The organism is Streptomyces sp. NPDC056948, assembly GCF_042674225.1.
GTDB classification, from domain to species: Bacteria; Actinomycetota; Actinomycetes; order Streptomycetales; family Streptomycetaceae; genus Streptomyces; species Streptomyces purpurascens.
In genome coordinates this window covers 1-17124 of sequence record NZ_JBHUQX010000188.1, presented here as the reverse complement: position 1 = coordinate 17124, position 17124 = coordinate 1, and the positions used below count along the sequence as shown (strand labels likewise).

At 69.8% G+C, this 17124-nt stretch carries 13 protein-coding genes and 1 pseudogene; 4 read left to right on the top strand and 10 right to left on the bottom strand.

The genetic code is table 11. The annotated features are described in order from the left end of the window. Positions 1-1202 (bottom strand): S1 family peptidase (locus tag ACFTZL_RS23925; RefSeq protein ID WP_382586329.1); only part of this gene is annotated, 1202 nt, incomplete at its 3' end. 840 nt (positions 1203-2042) lie between these two features. Here ACFTZL_RS23925 and ACFTZL_RS23920 point away from each other — a divergent pair. Beyond that, a complete protein-coding gene (locus ACFTZL_RS23920) occupies positions 2043-3077 on the top strand; it encodes a hypothetical protein (RefSeq protein WP_382586326.1) in 1035 nt (344 codons plus the stop codon). A 447-nt stretch (positions 3078-3524) separates the two neighbouring features. Next, complete coding sequence (locus ACFTZL_RS23915) at positions 3525-4883, top strand: sigma-70 family RNA polymerase sigma factor (RefSeq protein ID WP_382586323.1); 1359 nt, start codon at positions 3525-3527, stop codon at positions 4881-4883. Between the two features lie 37 nt (positions 4884-4920). Here ACFTZL_RS23915 and ACFTZL_RS23910 read toward each other — a convergent pair whose 3' ends face one another. From ACFTZL_RS23910 to ACFTZL_RS23890, 5 genes are all read right to left on the bottom strand, one after another. After that, entirely contained in the window at positions 4921-5682 is a 762-nt protein-coding gene (locus ACFTZL_RS23910; protein ID WP_382586321.1) for a ricin-type beta-trefoil lectin domain protein, read from the bottom strand. A 163-nt stretch (positions 5683-5845) separates the two neighbouring features. After that, a complete protein-coding gene (locus ACFTZL_RS23905; protein ID WP_382586318.1) occupies positions 5846-6805 on the bottom strand; it encodes an RNA polymerase sigma factor in 960 nt (319 codons plus the stop codon). A 91-nt stretch (positions 6806-6896) separates the two neighbouring features. Further along, positions 6897-7829 (bottom strand): carbohydrate ABC transporter permease, encoded by a 933-nt coding sequence (locus ACFTZL_RS23900; RefSeq protein WP_382586315.1) that lies wholly within the window; start codon positions 7827-7829, stop codon positions 6897-6899. A 4-nt stretch (positions 7830-7833) separates the two neighbouring features. After that, a complete protein-coding gene (locus ACFTZL_RS23895; protein ID WP_382586312.1) occupies positions 7834-8787 on the bottom strand; it encodes a carbohydrate ABC transporter permease in 954 nt (317 codons plus the stop codon). 10 nt (positions 8788-8797) lie between these two features. Next, positions 8798-10102, bottom strand: coding sequence for an ABC transporter substrate-binding protein (locus ACFTZL_RS23890; RefSeq protein WP_382586309.1), 1305 nt, complete (start codon positions 10100-10102; stop codon positions 8798-8800). A gap of 209 nt (positions 10103-10311) precedes the next feature. Here ACFTZL_RS23890 and ACFTZL_RS23885 point away from each other — a divergent pair, with 209 nt between their 5' ends. Then, positions 10312-11388 (top strand): LacI family DNA-binding transcriptional regulator, encoded by a 1077-nt coding sequence (locus tag ACFTZL_RS23885; protein WP_382586306.1) that lies wholly within the window; start codon positions 10312-10314, stop codon positions 11386-11388. A gap of 50 nt (positions 11389-11438) precedes the next feature. Here the strand turns inward: ACFTZL_RS23885 and ACFTZL_RS23880 are convergent, their stop codons facing one another. The 3 genes and pseudogenes from ACFTZL_RS23880 to ACFTZL_RS23870 form a co-directional block, all read right to left on the bottom strand. Continuing rightward, positions 11439-12341 carry a hypothetical protein gene (locus ACFTZL_RS23880; RefSeq protein WP_382586335.1) on the bottom strand — a complete coding sequence of 301 codons (903 nt, stop codon included), beginning with the start codon at positions 12339-12341 and terminating at the stop codon, positions 11439-11441. A gap of 95 nt (positions 12342-12436) precedes the next feature. Continuing rightward, on the bottom strand, positions 12437-13198 hold the full coding sequence (locus tag ACFTZL_RS23875) for a hypothetical protein (protein ID WP_382586332.1): 762 nt from the start codon (positions 13196-13198) through the stop codon (positions 12437-12439). A 145-nt stretch (positions 13199-13343) separates the two neighbouring features. Continuing rightward, positions 13344-14327, bottom strand: a pseudogene (locus ACFTZL_RS23870) (serine hydrolase domain-containing protein); the annotation flags it as partial. Between the two features lie 277 nt (positions 14328-14604). Between ACFTZL_RS23870 and ACFTZL_RS23865 the strand changes: the two are divergent. Then, entirely contained in the window at positions 14605-16338 is a 1734-nt protein-coding gene (locus ACFTZL_RS23865) for a sensor histidine kinase (RefSeq protein ID WP_382586303.1), read from the top strand. Between the two features lie 7 nt (positions 16339-16345). On the opposite strand, the gene ACFTZL_RS23860 is transcribed toward ACFTZL_RS23865, so the two are convergent. Continuing rightward, positions 16346-16954: a DNA-binding response regulator gene (locus ACFTZL_RS23860; RefSeq protein ID WP_382586300.1), complete on the bottom strand. Its 609-nt coding sequence runs from the start codon at positions 16952-16954 to the stop codon at positions 16346-16348. Between the last annotated feature and the right edge of the window lie 170 nt (positions 16955-17124).

The following is a 17124-nucleotide window of genomic DNA, read 5'->3' as shown; positions in this document are numbered from 1 at the left end:
TCCGGCGGGCCGGGCTCTCCCGGCTGACCCGGCTCGGCCGGCTGGGACGGGTCAGCCGGCTCAGAGGGCTCGGCCGGCTCAGAGGGCTTGCCGCCGCCGCAGTCGTCGCTCGGGGGAGTGCCCGGAGCCTCGCCGCCGCCTATCTGGGACCCCGTTGCCTCAAGGGCTTCGAGCACCGGCTGGAAGAACGTCACGCCGCCGGAGGCGCAGTCGCCACTCCCGCCCGAGGTGAGCCCCACCGCCTTGTCGCCTGCGAACATGGCACCGCCGCTGTCGCCCGGCTCTGAGCAGACATCGGTCCGGATGAGTCCCTCGACCGTCTCTCCCGTCTGGTAGTTGACCGTCATGTCGAGGCCCGTGACCTTGCCGTCATGCAGCCCCGTCGTCGTGCCCATGCGCTTGACCTCCATGCCGACCACCGCCGCCGCGGCACCGGAGATCTTCTGGTTCCCCCCACTGCCCAGGTTCACGAGGCTCGGAGCGTCGGCCTTGGGGTCGTTGTACATGGCCAGAGCCCAGTCACTGCCGGGCCATTCCTTGTCGGTGACCTTCGCGACCGGCTGACCACCCTGCTCGAGGGACCACTCGTCACCGCCGGCCGCGGTGCAGTGACCGGCCGTCAGGAACCCGGGCTTGCCGCCCTTGGTGACGTTGAATCCGAGCGAGCAGAGGCCACGGCCCGCGTAGATGGCGTCCCCGCCGCCGGCGAAGGGCTTGAACTCGCCGCCGACCCGCTTGACGGTGACCCGGTCACCCAGCCGCTCGGTCTGGCGCGACAGCTTCGCCCAGTCGTCGCCCTTGACCGTGCCGTCCACGATCACCGACAGCTTGTTGGTGCGCGGGTCGACGGACCAGGCGGTGCCCCCCACGGGCGACTCGCCCAGCTTCTCCGCCGCGGACTCGAGTTCCTCGGTGCTGTACTTCACGACCCGGGCCTCGGCACCCTCGGAAGAGGCCTGGTCGGCCTCGTCCTCACCCAGCACGTTCATGACCAGACGGTCGGAACGGTCGTCGTAGTACCAGCCGGCCGCCTTGTCACCGAGGTCGGACGACAGGGTCTGGCCGAGCTCGGTCGCGGCTCGCAGACTGAGCTCCCGAGGGTCGTCGGCGTCGGTGCTGGCGTTGGCGTGAGGCAGGAGGACCGCTGCCGCGGCGAGGGCCACCGCACTCGAGACCGCGATGGTTCCGGTCTTCTTGTTCATGCGGCGATGGTTGGCTCGTCGCTGATGGGACATGGTTTGACCTCCAGTCGGACTTCGGCGGCACAGAACTGGGGGCTCGCCGAAGGAGATCCGGCTTCGAACGCCGGAGCAATTGATTGCTGGGAATTGCTATCGCGTCGGATAACGATTCCGCAACCCGATCCCGTGAATTCTTCCGCTGGAGTCGCATCCAAGTCTCGGATTCCTGTACCGAGTATTGCCGGGGTGACCTGCACGCTTCCCCGGTCGAGCCCCGGCCGCCGAACCCGGAAAAGAATCTTGAACTGAACCGCATGCCGTTCATAAATGCACCGCATTCCGAATTTGGGCAGCACTGCAGGGCTCCGCGGCGTGAAGTCGCAGCGCAGCTCAGGGGTGGGGGTCCGGCGTCGAACGCACTGAGGCGAATGTCGAGCGCACCTCCAGGCATGTAAAGGGGAAAAGGAATAGAGGATCGGCCCCCGCTAATTCGGGCATTAGGCGTTAATTTGGCTCGTCCGGAATGCGGCTCACATGGAGAGCGGCGCGTGCTGTCCGAGCCCGCGGAAATCGCATGGGGAATCCGGGCAAGGCCTGGAGGTCTCCTCACTGTCCGGTCCTGCCATCAGGTCAGACCGGCGTGCCCGCCACCCGTCCCGGTGCTTTGCCGATGCTTTACCTGGGGTGGTGGAAGGTAAAGGAGCAGTCAAGTGGCAGGACTGTGCGTGGACGGATCCGTCTGTCATGACGACCACCGCGACCGAGCAGAGGACCACGCGACGGACCACGACGCCGCGCGGGCTGTGCCGCCGCCTCGCGGTGCCCGCATGTCCTCGTCCCCGACGGAAAGGCCCGGCACCGATGCACAGAGCGGATGTTCCCAAACGGCTCCCCGCGCACCGCAAGGGCCTCATCGCCACGCCGAAGCGGACCGCCCCCGGCGCTCTCGCCACTCCCTCGCTCGAACCACCTCGTGCGTCGTTCGGGCCGGACCCGGCCCAACAGGCGCTGGCAGCCCGGGAGGCAGGCAGTCGCATTCGGGAGCTGCTCGGGCAACTGCCATGGACGCGCCTGTCGCGGCGTCGGACGGCGGCAGGCGGCTCCCTGCTCGTCGACCGCGTGCACCGAGGCGGCGGTGAAGCGCTCAGCGTGCTCGTAGGACGGCATCAAGCCGCGGTCTGCGGCTACCTCAACACCTGCTTGACGGATCCGGCCATGGTGGACTGGGCCACTGAACTCACGTTCCGTCATGTGCTCCGGGCATCGGGGCATCACCCGACGCATGCCGTCCCTCGAATCCATCTGCTGGACACGGCACGGTCCGTGGCGGCCGGGGCATGGCGTTCGAATCCCGAGTCCTGCGCGGTCACCGAAGGCTTCCGGGAGTGGATCGTCGAATCCGTCGGCCCTTGGCCCCCGCAAGGACCCACGCCGCTGTACGAGGCGTACCGCTGTCTGCCGGCTCGCTGGCAGACAGCTCTGTGGCACCTGGCCGTCGAGGACGACCACCCCGCGCTCATCTCCGACATGCTGGGCCTGTCGCCGGGCAGGCTGGCCATGGCGCGTCAGCGCGCCCAGCACATGCTGAGCGACCTCTACCTGACCGCCTATCAGCGAGCGGTCAGCGGTCGTCCCTCGTGTGCCTCGTTCGTACAGCACCTCACGGTGTACACGACCTCTCGCGACATGGCCGCGACAGGGCATGCGGCGTGCTGCCCCTCGTGCTCACGGGCCGAGGCGGATCTCACCCATCTGGACATCGGACTCCGGCTGCACCTGCCGGCCATGCTCCTGGGGTGGTGGGACGACACGGCCTATCGGCAGATGCGGTACCTGGCACTCCGTAACTCGGATCCGAGAGGCATGGCCCGTCGGCTACGCCGGGACCTGGACTGATCCATCGCGCGACCGACTCGCGGAGCGGCCCGCTTGGCTGTCCACCCGCAGATGGCACGACGTACTCATGCCCGAACGCACTTGGGCCCAGGACGGCCGTCCTCCCCGACGCACGCCCTGCCCACCCCTGGTTCGGCTGCCCACCCCTCCATTCCGGCGCGAGTCCGGCCCCTCGGCCGACCCCGTACACGTGCTGCTGCCACTGCCTTCACCAGGAAGAACGCGTGCGGGGCAACCGTGTCTCGCGACATTGCCCACGCTTTACCTTGACTCCCGCCGAAACGTTTGGCCACGATGTGGCGACAGCCCCGTGGCCCGCTGTCGGCCTCCTCCCTGCTGGGCGAACCGCACCCGTCGCGCATGTGGCCCCACTGCGCACCGTCTGCGGCAAGTCCCCCACGCGTACGGCCTCTCCAAGGCTCGTACGCTCGGAAGTCAGGTGTTTGGATGTCTACGACGCAACAAGGCAGTCACGTCGAACGGACGGACGACGAACTGGCGGCACCGCTTCGCGGCGGTGAGACCGCGGAAGAAGAGCTCGCCGAGCTGTACCGGCGTCATCACACCGCGGTGCGCGCGTACGCCGTTTCCCGCTGCCGGGACGCTCATACGGCGGACGACGCGGCATCCGAGGCCTTCGCCAGGACGATCGAAGCGGTCCGTCGCGGTGGTGGACCGCGTGGCCCGTGGCGCCCCTACCTCCTCACCGCGGTGAGACGCATCGTCATCGACTGGGCGGTCGTGAACGGCCGGGCATTGCCCAGCGACGATCTTCAGGACGAGGTGGACGAGGCCCTCACCGGCGAGGAAATGGTGCTCAGCCGCGAAGAGGGTGCCCTTGTCGTCCGCAGCTTCCAGCAGTTGCCCGAGCGCTGGCAAACGGTCCTGTGGTACACGACGGTGCAAAAGGAGCCGACTGCGAAGGTCGCCGAGCGCCTCGGGATCAGTGAGAGCGGAGTGACGTCGCTCGCCGAGCGGGCGCGGGAGGGGTTGCGCGAGGCGTATCTCAGCGTCCACGCCCATGCGGGCGACCAGGACGAGGACAGCGTCTGCGGCCGGTACAGCGGTCTGCTGGCAGCGGCCGTACGACGCCGGCGGCGGCCGGGCAGGGACCTCAAGCGTCATCTCGGGGACTGCGCCGACTGCCGTCAGGCCTTCGTGGACCTCACCGACCTCAATGCCCGTCTGCGGGTCGTGCTGCCCGGCGCCATTCTGTTCGGGGTGGGCGCCGAGCTGGCTTCCGCCGCGGGCACGGCGAAGGCGTCGGCCGCCGCACTGAGCGCGTCCGGGGCGGCGGTCTCCGACCCCACCGTGCTCGCCTCGTCGTGGCACGCCCTCCCCTTCGCCAAGAGTGCCGCGTCCGTCGGCGCGGGAGTGGCCGTGGTGACGGCGTGTTACTTCGCGCTGCAGCCCTACGAGTCGACGATCACACCGCCGCCCCCGAGCCCTTCGGCGTCGGCGACCACCAGGCCGGACATCCCGTACGGCCCGACCGCAGTGCTCCGGTCCGCGGCGGGCGGCGACTGTCTGGAACCGGTGCCGGGGTCGGCGAACAAGGTGCGCACGGCCGACTGCGACGGCAGTACGAACCAGAAGTGGGTGGAGGACCACGTCCGAGGCGCTCGGCTGCTGCTGCACAACTCGGGAACAGGCCTGTGTCTGCGGGACATGGAGGCCGGCGCGGCCCGTGTCGCACAGGCACGGTGCGACGCCGGCGACCCCCGTCAGGTGTGGGTGATCCGGTACAGCCGGGAGCATCAGTCGATGGTCGCCATCGGCAGCGACGGGGAGACGTACTTGGTTTGACCTCGGTCCGGGACATCGTCGGCGGGGGGCCTCCGTGTCACTTGGCAGGTGGCACACGTGACCATTGCTGATTGCTCGCCACCACGCAGTCCCATATTTCGATGGGCGTGCCGGGATCGTTGTAGCCGTGGGTTACGTCGACGCACATGCCCGCCTGTCGTATCGTGCCGTCGCCCGCCAGTTGCCATCGCTGCCGGGCGTCGGAGGTGCAGGGCGCGATGACGACCGGTGCGCTTCGGACGGCGCCCCCACTCGCGGTCACGCAGCGGTCGCCATAGACGCGCAGTTCGCCGTCGACCGTGTGCGTGAACTGCTGATTGCTTCCTCCGTGGCAGGGCCAGATATTGAGTTGCGTGCCCTCGGCCCGCGAAGCATAGGGGACATCGAGACACAGGTTCGAGCGTGTTCCGACGTACGAATAGGCGAGCGGCTGACTGGTCGCTCGAGCGGTCGGTGACGGGCGTGGCCGGCGGGTGGGCTCGGCGCGCGACTCGGAAGCGGATGGAGTAGGCGACGACTTTCTGCGTACAGGTGTGTGCGATTCCGCGGGCGAACCGGTGACGAGCGGTGGTGGCTGGGGAGTCGGCAGTCGCGACGGCGGCAGTTCCGACGCAGGGGCGAGGCTGGTCGTAGGCGACCTCTCGGGAGAAGACACAAGGAGTGCAAGAAGAGAGGCCGCTCCGACGAATACCGCGGCCAACACCGCCGTGCGGCGGAACGCGGGGTTGTGCTCGCTGACCTCTTGGCTGTCGCTCGCCGGGACGACCGGTGACGGCTCCGGGTGATCGAAGGCCGACACGGACGCCGGGTCCAATGGGGCAGCGGCGTTCGGAATGAAGACCGGCGGGACGGACCGCGAGCACACGTGTTGTCCAGCAACTGATTCCCCGGAGCATGACGGGTCGTCACAGGGCTGATATGACGTCATGGCGCCCCCTTGTTTCGGTGAGTTCGAAGGTGCCTCATGGGCGCTTCGCGGCCAGCGCGTACAGGCCGAACGCCACAAGCACGAGCAGGAAGCCCAGGGCAGCCACGTACCAGTACCCTGACGGCCGAGTGCGACGTCGTCGTCCGCTTCGGGCGACGCGCAGGAACGCGCCGCGGGTACGTCGAGCGGCTGCTGAGACCGGGGCGGTGGCACCGGCGACCTCGTACTTGGCCGAGCGGTAGGCTTCGGCCGGCCACCACCCCAGCAGTCGTTGCGGAAGCCGGGCGGCGAGCCGGACGCTCAGGTCGCGCAGTTCCCGGAAGACCTCGCGGCACTCCGGACACTCCCGCAGATGCGTCGTGTCAGCCGCATCGGCCCAGGACTCGGCCGAACCGAATACGACGGCGTTCACGAAGCCCAGACAATCCTCCCGGTCCAGGCGCAACGCGTACCTCTCGGCACAGCCGCGGCGAAGGGAATGCACCGCTTGTGCGACATACTCGCTCACGCCGCCTGCCGGGATTCCCGCGATGCTGCCCACGGTGGCCGGACTGTCACCCTCGACTATCGCGTGCCACAGCAAACACTGTTGAGCGCCGGGCAACTCCTCGAAGGCGGAACGGAGTTCGGCGTCCTCCGTCAGTGACCACATCGCTCCGGCATCGACCCATCGGCCGAACGACGGAGTCAGCATGGTCGGATTCAGAGCTGCCCATTGGATGGCTACGCCGCGGATGGTGTTGAGAATGCTGATGCGGACGCAGTTTTCGCCCGTCTCGGCCCGCCCGATCCTCAGGCGCAATCCGGTCAGGGCGTATGCGGTCACCGCTTGTGCGTCACCAGGTGACTTCAAGCACGTGGAGGCATAGGCCCACGCCGCGCGTTCGTGGCGGCGTTGCAGCACACCAAATGCGTCGGGAGCTCCATTGCTCACCATCTGCAGCAGTTCGGCATCGGACAACTCGTGCGGTTGCGAGCCGGAATTCCAGAGCACAAACCCACCTGCTCGTCGGGGTCGGATCCATTGGAATGCACAGTCAGCGGGCACTCAGGCGCGGGTCGGTTCACCGAACCGCGAGGCGCGGTCAGCCCTTCAGGGCGCCCTGCGTCAGATTGCCGACGATGCGTCGGCCGAACACCAGGAAGAGGAGCAGCAGCGGCAGGGTCCCGAGGAGCGCTCCAGCCATGATCACCGACTGGTCGGGGACGTAGCCCTGGGCCAGCTTGACCGTCGCCACCTGCACTGTCGGGTTCTCCGAGGTGAGGACGACGAACGGCCAGAAGAAGTCGTTCCAGGACTGCACGAACGTGATCAGGAACAGCACCAGCATCCCGGGCCGAGCCGCGGGCAGGACCACGTGCCAATAGATCCGATGGGAGCCCGCGCCGTCCACCCGGGCCGCCTCGATGAGTTCGTCGGGCAGTGCCTCGGCGAGGTGCTGGCGCATGAAGAACACCCCGACCGCGCTGACCAGCGTTGGGGCGATCACCGCCGGCAGACGGCCGTACCAGCCCAGTGAGGTCATGATCTGGAACAGCGGAATCACACTGAGCTGGGGCGGCACCGCGGCGGTGGCGATGACGACCAGCACAAGGGCGGTGCGAAACCGGAAACGAAGCTTGGCGAAGGCGTAGCCGGCGAGGGTGGCGAACAGCACCGTGGACGCTGCCACCGACCCGGACACGACGAAGGAGTTGAGGACAGCCTTGCCCAGATCCGCGTTCCGCCAGGCAGCGCCCAGGTTGCTGATCAGCCTGCCGCCCGGCAGCAGCGGAGGGGCCGCTCGGTTGAGGGCCTGGCTGGAGGTCGAGGCGGCGACGATCGTCCAGTACAGGGGGAACAGCGAGATCACGGCCATCAGACCGAGCAGCAGGTAGGCGACCGGGCCGCCGTGCGCCTGCCGGCCGGCACCGGGCCTAAACGGTGACGCGGAGCGGCGAGGGCGGACACCGCGGGCATCGGGGCCGCGCACCCGCGAGGGACGGCGGGAGATGGTTGTCTCCGTCGGGGCGGTCATGGCGTCATCGCCTCCGTGCGCGTCGCGCGACAACCGCCTGGGCCAGCGCGATCAGGATGATCAGCAGAAACATCAGCCAGGCCAGCGCCGAGGCCCGCCCGGCGTTCCCGTTCGCCCAACCCGTCTGATAGAGGAGCAGGCCAAGTGTCTGGTATTGGCCGTCGGCACCGCCCTGCACCGCTTGCGACCCGCCCCCGAAGATCAGCGGTTCGCCGAACAGCTGGATGCTGCCGATGGTGGAGATCACGATCGTGAAGACGATGGTGGGGCGGATACCGGGGACCGTCACGTTGAGGAGCTGCTGCCAGCGGGAGGCGCCGTCCAGTGCCGCCGCCTCGTAGCGCTCCTGCGGGATCGCCTGGATCGCGGCCAGGAACAGCAGCGCGTTGTAGCCGGTCCAGCGCCAGATGACGATGGCGGAGACGGCCAGCTGGGAGGAGAGGGTGCCGCCCTCCCAGTCCACAGGGCCCAGGCCCAGACTGTGCAGTGCCCAGTTCACCAGGCCGAAGTCGCGGCTGAACGCGAACTGGAAGAACAGCGCGGCGGCGCCTGCCGAGGTTGCGTACGGCACCAGTGACGCCACCCGCCACACCAGCGCGCCGCGCAGACGGTAGTTCAGCAGGTGCGCCAGGCCGAGCGCCATCAGCAGTTGAGGAACCGCCGAAATGAGCCCGATGGAGAGTGTGTTGAGCGTCGCCTTCCAGAACTGCGGGCTGGTCAGCAGTTCGTCGTAGTTCCCCAGTCCGGTCCAGGACAGCGCGGTCAGCTCGACAAGCGGAACGTCGTGCAGGGACAGCCAGGCGGTGTACGCCAGTGGATAGAGGCCGAACGTACCGAACAGCACGAAGAACGGCGCCACATACGTGTACGGGGTGATCTTGAGGCCCCGGCGGTAGCGCCGGCCGCGCCGTGCGGCGCGCCGCACGGAGGAGGAGGTGGGCGCGAGGGGGGATGCCATTGCGGATCGCTCAGTCCTTCCCGATGGCCGACTCGACCTCGCCCAGGGACTGCCGCCAGGACTCGTCCGGGTTCATTCCCTGTTGCTCGACCCGGGTCAGACCGCTGGAGATGACGTTGGTGATCAGGCCCTGATCCGGACCGATGTTCAGCGTCGGCATGTCCTTCGCCGCGGTCCCGAAGATGCGTCCCACGGGAGCGTTGCTGAAGTACGGGCTTCGGGTGTCGGCGACCGAGGGGTCGGCGGCGGCGGTGCGGGAGGACGGGAAGTTGCCCGCGGAGGCGCTGGCGAAGGTCTTGGCCTGCTGGGCCGGATCGGTCAGCCAGGCGGCGAGTTTCTCGGCCTCGCCCCGGACCTCGCTGTTCTCGGGAACGGTCAGGAAGGAACCGCCCCAGTTGGCGGGGGCAGGTGCTCTGGCGATGTCCCACTGGCCCTCGCCTCCGGGACCGGCAGCCTGGGAGATCTGGCCGAGCATCCAGGAGGGGCAGACCACGGTGGCGAACTTCGCAGCCGAGAACGACTTGCGCCAGTTGGTCTGGAACTGCTGCAGCTTGGCGGTCATCCCCGAGGCGTTGGCCCGGGCGGCCAGGTCGTAGGCCCGCCGGACGCCGGGGTTGCTGTCGTAGACCAACGTGCCGGAGGAGTCGTAGTAGGACGTGGTCTGTCCGAAGATCATGGCGTTGAAGAGGCCGTTGCCGGTGTCCATGAAGCGCAGGCTCTTGTCCTCGGTCTGCTTCTGGAATCTCTCGCCGACGTCCACGTACCTCTCCCAGCCGGCTGCCCACAGGTCGCCCACGGCATCGCGATGTGTCGGCAACCCGGCCTGCCGGAACAGGTCCTTGCGGTAACACACCGCCATGGGGCCGATGTCGGTCCCCAGGCCGAGCACCCGGCCGTCCTCGGCCTTGGCCTGGGCCCACTTCCACGGGTAGAAGGAGTCGGCGCGCACACCCGGGGCGTGTGAGAGATCGGCGAACATGCCGGCCTTGCTCCCGGTGATGGTGCGGATGCGGCCCACTTCGACGCTGACGATGTCGCCCAGGCCCTGACCGCTGCTCAGTTTGGGCTGCAGAGCCTGCCAGTAGGTGGCCTCGTCGGCGGCGTTGTCCTCCTCGATGGTGATGCCGGGGTGGAGTCTCTCGTACTCCTGGAACAGCCCTGACTTGTTGAAGCCCATGTTGGAGAAGGTGGAGATCCGGATGGTGACCCTTCCGGATGCCGGGCCGCCGGAGCTGTCGCAGCTTGTGGTGGCGACAGCCAGCGCCAGAGCTGAGGCGACGGTCGTGGTGACTCGCAGAGCACCGCCTGGATTCATCGAGGCACATCCCCCGTACGGCCGAAACATTCGGCAACTTTCCTTGTGCACGTCGGGCAAGTTAGGGGCACGTGCAGGGCGTCGTCAAGGGAAGGTGGCGGCAAGTGTGCGCCCTGAGAAGGCCGATCGGCATAGCAAGGGCTTGCCGAAACTATCGGCGGCGCTGCGTATGCTTGCCGCAGCGAGCCGATACAGAGACGAGGTCATTCATGCCCGGCGGACGGAGCAGCAGCGGAGCGACGGTCCAGACCGGCGCTGCTGATCCCGCTGCGCGTGTCACCATCGCCGAGATCGCCCGGGAAGCCGGGGTCTCGGCACCGACGGTCTCCAAGGTCCTCAACGGCCACGAACAGGTGGCGCCGGAGACTCGGGCCCGTATCGAGGAACTGCTGCGGCGGCACAACTACTTGCGCCGCCGCGCCCGCCCGAAGAGGACGGCCGGCTGGGTCGACCTGGTCATCCGGGAGGTGGACAGCCTGTGGGCGGGTGAGGTGATGCAGGGAGTGCAGAGCGCGGCGGCCGAGCACGGTGCCGAGGTGGTCGTGACCGCGGCCCACGGAACCACCACCGACACCGGGCGCTGGCTGGACAACGTGTCCACGCGCGGCTCCGACGGGATCATCCTGGCGGTCACGGATCTCACCCCGGCCCAGCGCGAGCAGGTCGATGCCCTCGGTATCCCGCTGGCCGTGGTCGACCCGGTCGGCAGCCCCGACGCCGGAGTGCCGACGGTCGGCGCGACGAACTGGCAGGGCGGCTTGGTCGCGACCCGGCATCTGCTCGATCTGGGGCACCGCAGGATCGGCATCCTGCGAGGCCTGGAGGACGCGCTGTGCGCGCGAGCACGCCTGGACGGGTACCGCGCGGCACTCGAGGGAGCGGGCATCGAGGTCGACCCGGCCCTGCAGCGGCCCGGCGACTTCTACTACACAACCGGGTTCTCCGGCATGCGTGACCTGCTCACCCTCCCCGACCCGCCCACCGCGGTCTTCGCCTGCAGCGATCTGATGGCCCTGGGCGCATACGAGGCGATCAGACAGGCCGGGCTACGGGTCGCGACCGACGTGAGCATCGTGGGGTTCGACGACGTTCCGAACGCCGCCTGGGCTTCCCCGCCGCTGACCACGGTGAGCCAGCCGTTGCGCGAGATGGCGGCCCTCGCGGCGCGCATCGTGCTGCAGGGCGCGGACACCGTGCTCCCCGGCCCGACGCTGCGGATGGAGCTGGCCACCCACCTGGTCGTGCGGGAGAGCACCGGGACCGCGCCCAGCAGGTCCAACGCCTGAGACGTGCCACGACTGCGCGTTGTGCCGGCCCGTCGCGGGCCAGGAGTGGATCAGGGAACGGCGACGATGAGCACCTGGCCGTGAGCGGACAGATGTTGTGCGTCCTTCGTACTGGCGACCCAACTGGTCAGGGCGTAACGGCCCTGCTCGAGGGGCATCCCGAGGACCGCGCTCCGGCCCGGGGAGAGCGGTGGCGTGCCCAGTTGCGCGGCGAGGTCGAAGGGCGGGTGCGGGTCCTTCGGGTTCTGGAAGAACGCCTGGATGTCGGCCTCGGTGACGGAGTCGTCCGTGAGGGGGTACACCGCGAGCTCGTCGACCTGTCCTCGCATCGCGTTCACGTAGCGCACGGTCCGGCCCCGGTGGATGCGGCCCTCCAGGACGAAGCGCGGGCCCCGCTCCGTGTCGACGGCGGTGACGGTGGCGGACGGACGCGGACGCCCGGCTCCGGCGTCGTCCGCCGCGTGGACGAGGAGCGGGCTGACGTACTCTGCGCCGGGGAGGGGATCGCGTCCGATGTACGGCCCCTCGAAGTCCTTGTACTCCAGGACGAGGTACCGGCCGGGCGGCAGCCACGCGGTGAAGCACGACTGCGAACCGCGGACCGCCATGGCGCCGCCGAACAGCTCGGCGTCGGCCATCAGATCCCTGGACGCCTGAATGACGTCCTGCGCACTCTCCTTCTCGAAGACGTCGCGCAGGTGCCTGCGGAAGGCGGCCTCACCGATGCCGCGGCGGAGCCGGGCGATGCCGACGATGCCGGTACGGGAACTGGTCGTCCGTACCCGGAAGGTCACCGCGCCGGCGGCCGCGGTGGCCGGGGCTCTGAACCCGTCCTCGCCGGTGACGATGTCGAGCGGCTCCGGCCGCCGCGGCGGCGATCCGGCGCCGATGAGCGCGGCAACTCCCGTCGCCGTTCCGACGGCCAGAAGACCGCGCCTGGTCCACGTGCTCATGATCTGCTCCTCTGCTTGCATTGGCATCGGATGGTCGTGTGCCTCGTACGGGTTGGACGTAGGTTCAGGACCGGCCGGGCACGCACGGGCCGAGTTCACTTGGCCGGCCAGACGAACGGGCCGCCCACCAGGTGGTACTGGAGCAGCATGCTCGCCATCGCGACCGCGGCCACCGCTGTGAGGGTGAACAGGATGCGGCCGGATACGTTCCACCAGCCGCGGAGCCAGGCCGCGATCGCCCCCGCCACCACACCCAGTGTCAACGGCACGAGTGCTGTTCCCAGCATCGTCACGATGGACAGCAGCGGCGGTCCCAGCAGCACCGCTTCCATCATCGCGTTGCCGTCCCGGACGACTGCGGCGAGTGCGGCCGTGAACGCGGCCGCGATCAGCCCGGTCGCCGAGGCCGTAGCGCGTGCGACCCGTGCTGCGGGAGGAGGCGGGGTTCGGCCCCGAAGCCGCCGTACCAGGGCGGTTACGGGAATGGCGATCGCGGCGAGTACCAGCGTGCCCGTGCCGGCACCGAGCAGTCCCAGGTGCAGGGACGGGGACTGGCGCCAGGTCAGCTTCGCGTACGTGCTCGACGGCACAGCCGACGAGACGAGCACGCCGCCCCGGGTGAAGGCCAGCGTCGCGCGGCTTCCGCCGCGCTCCTGGAACAGGCCGTCGCCGAGCGCGAGCCAGCTCTGTTCCGGCTGGTCGGGGTCGAGGGAGAGCCCGGTGGTACGCAGCCCGTTCTCGCCGTCCTTCCGGACGGTGACACTCGCGACCAGGCCCTCCAACGCCATGAGGCTGGTGCGGCTGACCCGGCCCGGGCGGTAGGTGCCCGTGTACGTGTCGAGGGACGGATCGCTCACGGCGCCCGGGGCCGCGGATGCGCGGTCGTCCGGGACGAGGGGCGTCCACGATCCGGTTGATCAGGTCCTTGCCGTCCCAGGAGGCGCGTCCGTCCGTGCCGTCGCCGTTGAAGACGACGAACACCCCCACGTCGCGGGCGGGGACGAGCAGCAGGTTGGAGTGGAAGCCGGGGATGTCGCCGTCCTTGAACCAACCGGTGCGCCCGCCGCGTCGCCACTCCTCGAATCCGTAGCCCAGGCCGGGCATGCGGGGATCCTGCCGGTAGTGCACCCGCTGCATGAGGCCGTTCGCCGTTGTGTCGTCGGTAAGCTGCCCCGTCATCCAGCGGCCCATGTCGACGGCGGTGCTGACCGCACCGGGCCCGGACGGGCTCCACGCACCGTACTGGCCCTCGTCCTCCGTCCAGCCGGACGTACCGCTGGGGCGGTAGCCGCGGGCGAGACCGGCGGCGATCGAGGTCGGCGGCGGCTGGGCGAACGTGGAACCAGTCATGCCCAGGGGCCCCAGAATGTGCTCGTCGACATAGGCGGGGAAGGACTGGCCGGAGACATCGGCGACGAGCTGGCCCGTGAGCGCGTAGCCGTAGTTGTCGTAGGCGGCGGTCGTGCCCGGGGCACGGACCCGGGGCGGACGGCGTGTCACGAGGCTTTCGGCGAGCGGTTCGACGTCCTTCGCACCGGTCCTGTTCCGGCCGACGAGGTCACTGTCGAAGCCCCCGGTGTGGGTGAGCAGTTGGTCCAGAGTGACGGGGCGCCCCGGGTACGTGTCGGGGACGGTGACCGCACGGAGGTGGTCGTTGACGTCTGCCGTCGGGTCGACCTCCCCCTCGGCGACGAGCTGGGCGGCGGCCTGTGCTGTGAACAGCTTGGCGAGTGAGCCGAGGAAAAAACCGGTGCGGTGCGGGTCGACCGGGGTCCGGGTGCGGACGTCGGCGACGCCATAGCCCTTGGCCAGGACGGTCCGGCCGCCGGCTACGACGGTGACGGCCGCGCCGGGGATGCGGTCGTCTTCCAGGTGGTCGGCGACGGCGGCGTCGACGAGGGAGTCGAGACGGGGCGGAGCCGCCGCGTGAGCGGGGGCCGCGACGGAGAGCAGCGCGGCGGAGGTGATCGTGAGGGTGGCTGCCATCGTGGTGAGGGTCCGTATCGACGTCGTACGCATACGTCGACGATCTCGCTCGGGGACGGGGCGGCGGCAGTGCGAGGCGCATCTGCCGATGTGTATTTCACATGGGTGGGGCGGGTGCGGTGCATCGGCGTGCGTCTAACGTGACCTCATGAACGGGTGCGGCCGGGCATTTCGGCGCGGGAGGGGAACCGGCCCCCGGGGCACCGCGCCGAGAACTTCGACCGGTACGGATGCCGGCTCCGAGGCCGATGCCGGCCCGACGCCGGCAGTCGTATCGGTGATCCTCGTCGTCGTCATTCTCGGCTTCGCCTTCGAGCCCGGTGTCGTCCTGCCGCGCCCGGCCGCCGTGCCGACGCTGCTGCTCCAGTTGGCCATCTGCCTGCCTTCGACGCGGCGGCTGCGCGGGGCCTGGACCCTCGCCGCCCAGGTCCTGCTGATGCCCTGGTCCGGGCTGCCCGGCTTTCTCGGCGCCTCCGTGCTGCTGGTCCTCGAACGGCGCCTCCGATGGGCTCTGTTCACGGTCGTCGTGCTGGCGGCGGGGCCGCTCGCATCCGGCGACGGCAGTGTCCATTCCGTTCTCAACGGCATCGGGAACGCCCTCGCCCACGGATTGGTCATCTATGCGCTGACCCGGCTCACCGACCTCTACACCGAACTCCGCGCCACGCGTGACGCATTGGCGCAGGCCCGGGTCGCGGCCGAACGGGAGCGCGCCGGGCGCGACCTGGACGCGGTACTGGGAGCGGCCCTGGCGGAGATCACCCGGCTGGCCGGGCAGGGTACGCGGGCGGCGCGGGAACTCGTGACGATCGCGCGGGCGGCGACGGAGCGCGTACGAGCCGCGCCGCCCGCACAGTCGGCCGACGGGACGGACGCCCCTGCGCGTGCCCTGGAGCCCCGGCTGGTGTGGCCCATCGTGGTCGCCACCCACGTCGAGTACCTGATCGTGGGCACTGTCTTCCTGCTCGGTGCCGGGGTGCCGGGCGGGCGGGTTGTCGCGTACGCGGCCGCCTTGGCGGCCGTGGTCGGACTCCAGGCGTACCACTCCCTGCCGCGTCCGCCCGGTGTGCGTCCCCCGTACGTCGCGTGGACCCTGGGCGCGCAGCTCACCCTCGCCCTGGGCGTGCTGGCCGCTCCGGACGGGCCGTACCCCCAGCTGGTGGGGTTCGCGGCCGCCTCGGTGCTGATCGTCCTCCCCGGGCGCACCGCCTGGCCGGCGGCCGGGTCGCTGACCGCACTGGCAGCGATCGCGATGCTGCTGAGGACGGACGGGCCCGGGGCCCATGGCACCGTTCTCCTCCTGCTGGACATCGTGGTGATCGCTTCGGTCTTCTACGGCCTTGCCCTGCTCAGCGGCCTTGTCCGCCAGGTGCGGGAGGCCCGCGGAGCGCTGGCGTCGCTGGCCGTGGCGCGAGAGCGCCGGCGCATCGCCCGGGACGTCCACGACCTGCTGGGCTACGGGCTGTCGGCGATTGCCCTGAAGGGCGAGCTGGCGCTTCGCGACCCTGACCGGGAGCGGGCCGACCGACATCTCGCCGATGCGGCGGCGCTGGCGGACCAGGCTCTGACGGACCTTCGGGCGATCCCGGGGGAAGGCGTGGAGATCTCGCTGGCCGAGGAAGTGGCCTCCGCCCGGGAAGTACTGGCCGCCGCGGGCGTCGCCGTGCGGGTCCGCGGCGAGTCGGACGAGGTGGCGGGAATGTCGGAGGCACTGTTCGCGACGGTGTTGCGCGAGGCGGTGACGAACGTGCTGCGACACGCGGCGGGAGCGCGCCGGTGCGAGGTGTATTTCGGCCCTGGGCTGTTGCGGGTGGCGGACGACGGCCGCGTGGTCCCTCTGCCGTCACGGGGGAAGGGCGGACGCGAGGGTACCGGCGGCAACGGGCTGAGGAATCTACGTGAGCGCGCGACGGCACTGGGCGGGGTCCTGGAGGCCGGACCGGCCCCGCACGGCCGCGGCTACGTTGTGACCGTCCGTCTGGAATCCGCTCCGGTCTCCGTCGTCGGGTGACTCCGTGTCACCCCAACCAGCCGTGCTCCCGGGCGATCCGCACCGCGTCGAGCCGGTTGCGGGCATCGAGCTTGGTGACGGCCGCACCGAGATAGTTCCGTACGGTGCCCTGCGAGAGGTGCAACTCGCGGGCGATCTCGTAGAGCTCGGCGCCGGCGGCAGCCAGCCGCAGCACATCGGTCTCGCGTGGGGTGAGCGGGTTCACCTTGGCGGTGAGCGCCGCAGCGGCCAGTCTTGGATCGATGACATGCTCCCCGTCCGCCACGCTGCGGATCGCGGCGGCGAGCTGATCCGGCTGGGCGTCCTTGAGCATGAACCCGCCCACCTGGGCGGCGAGAGCCGACCTCAGTGCCTCGGGTCGGCCCAACGCGGTGAGGATGAGGATCCGGCAGCCGGGAAGCGCGGCTCCGAGGTCGCGGGCGGCGGACAGTCCGTCGGCGCCGGGCATTTCCAGGTCGAGCACCGCGACGGTGGGGTGGTGGGCGAGAGCGGCGGGGACGACGGCATCCCCACGCGCCACCTCGGCCACGACCTCCATGTCCGGCTCCAGGCCCAGCAGGGCTGCCAGCGCCCCACGGATCATGTGCATGTCTTCGGCCAGCAGAATGCGGATCACAGTCCCCCCCGGCGAAGGATCGTACCTCCGGCCTGTGGGCGCGCACCGCGTCCGCCTCCATCCCGGCGCCTGAGGCCGCTCCTGCCGGCGGCCGCCGTGCGCGGCGACCGTCCCCGCCTCGGCCAGATCGAGATCGAGGTGGAGAGCCATCTCCGCCCCCGCGACATCCA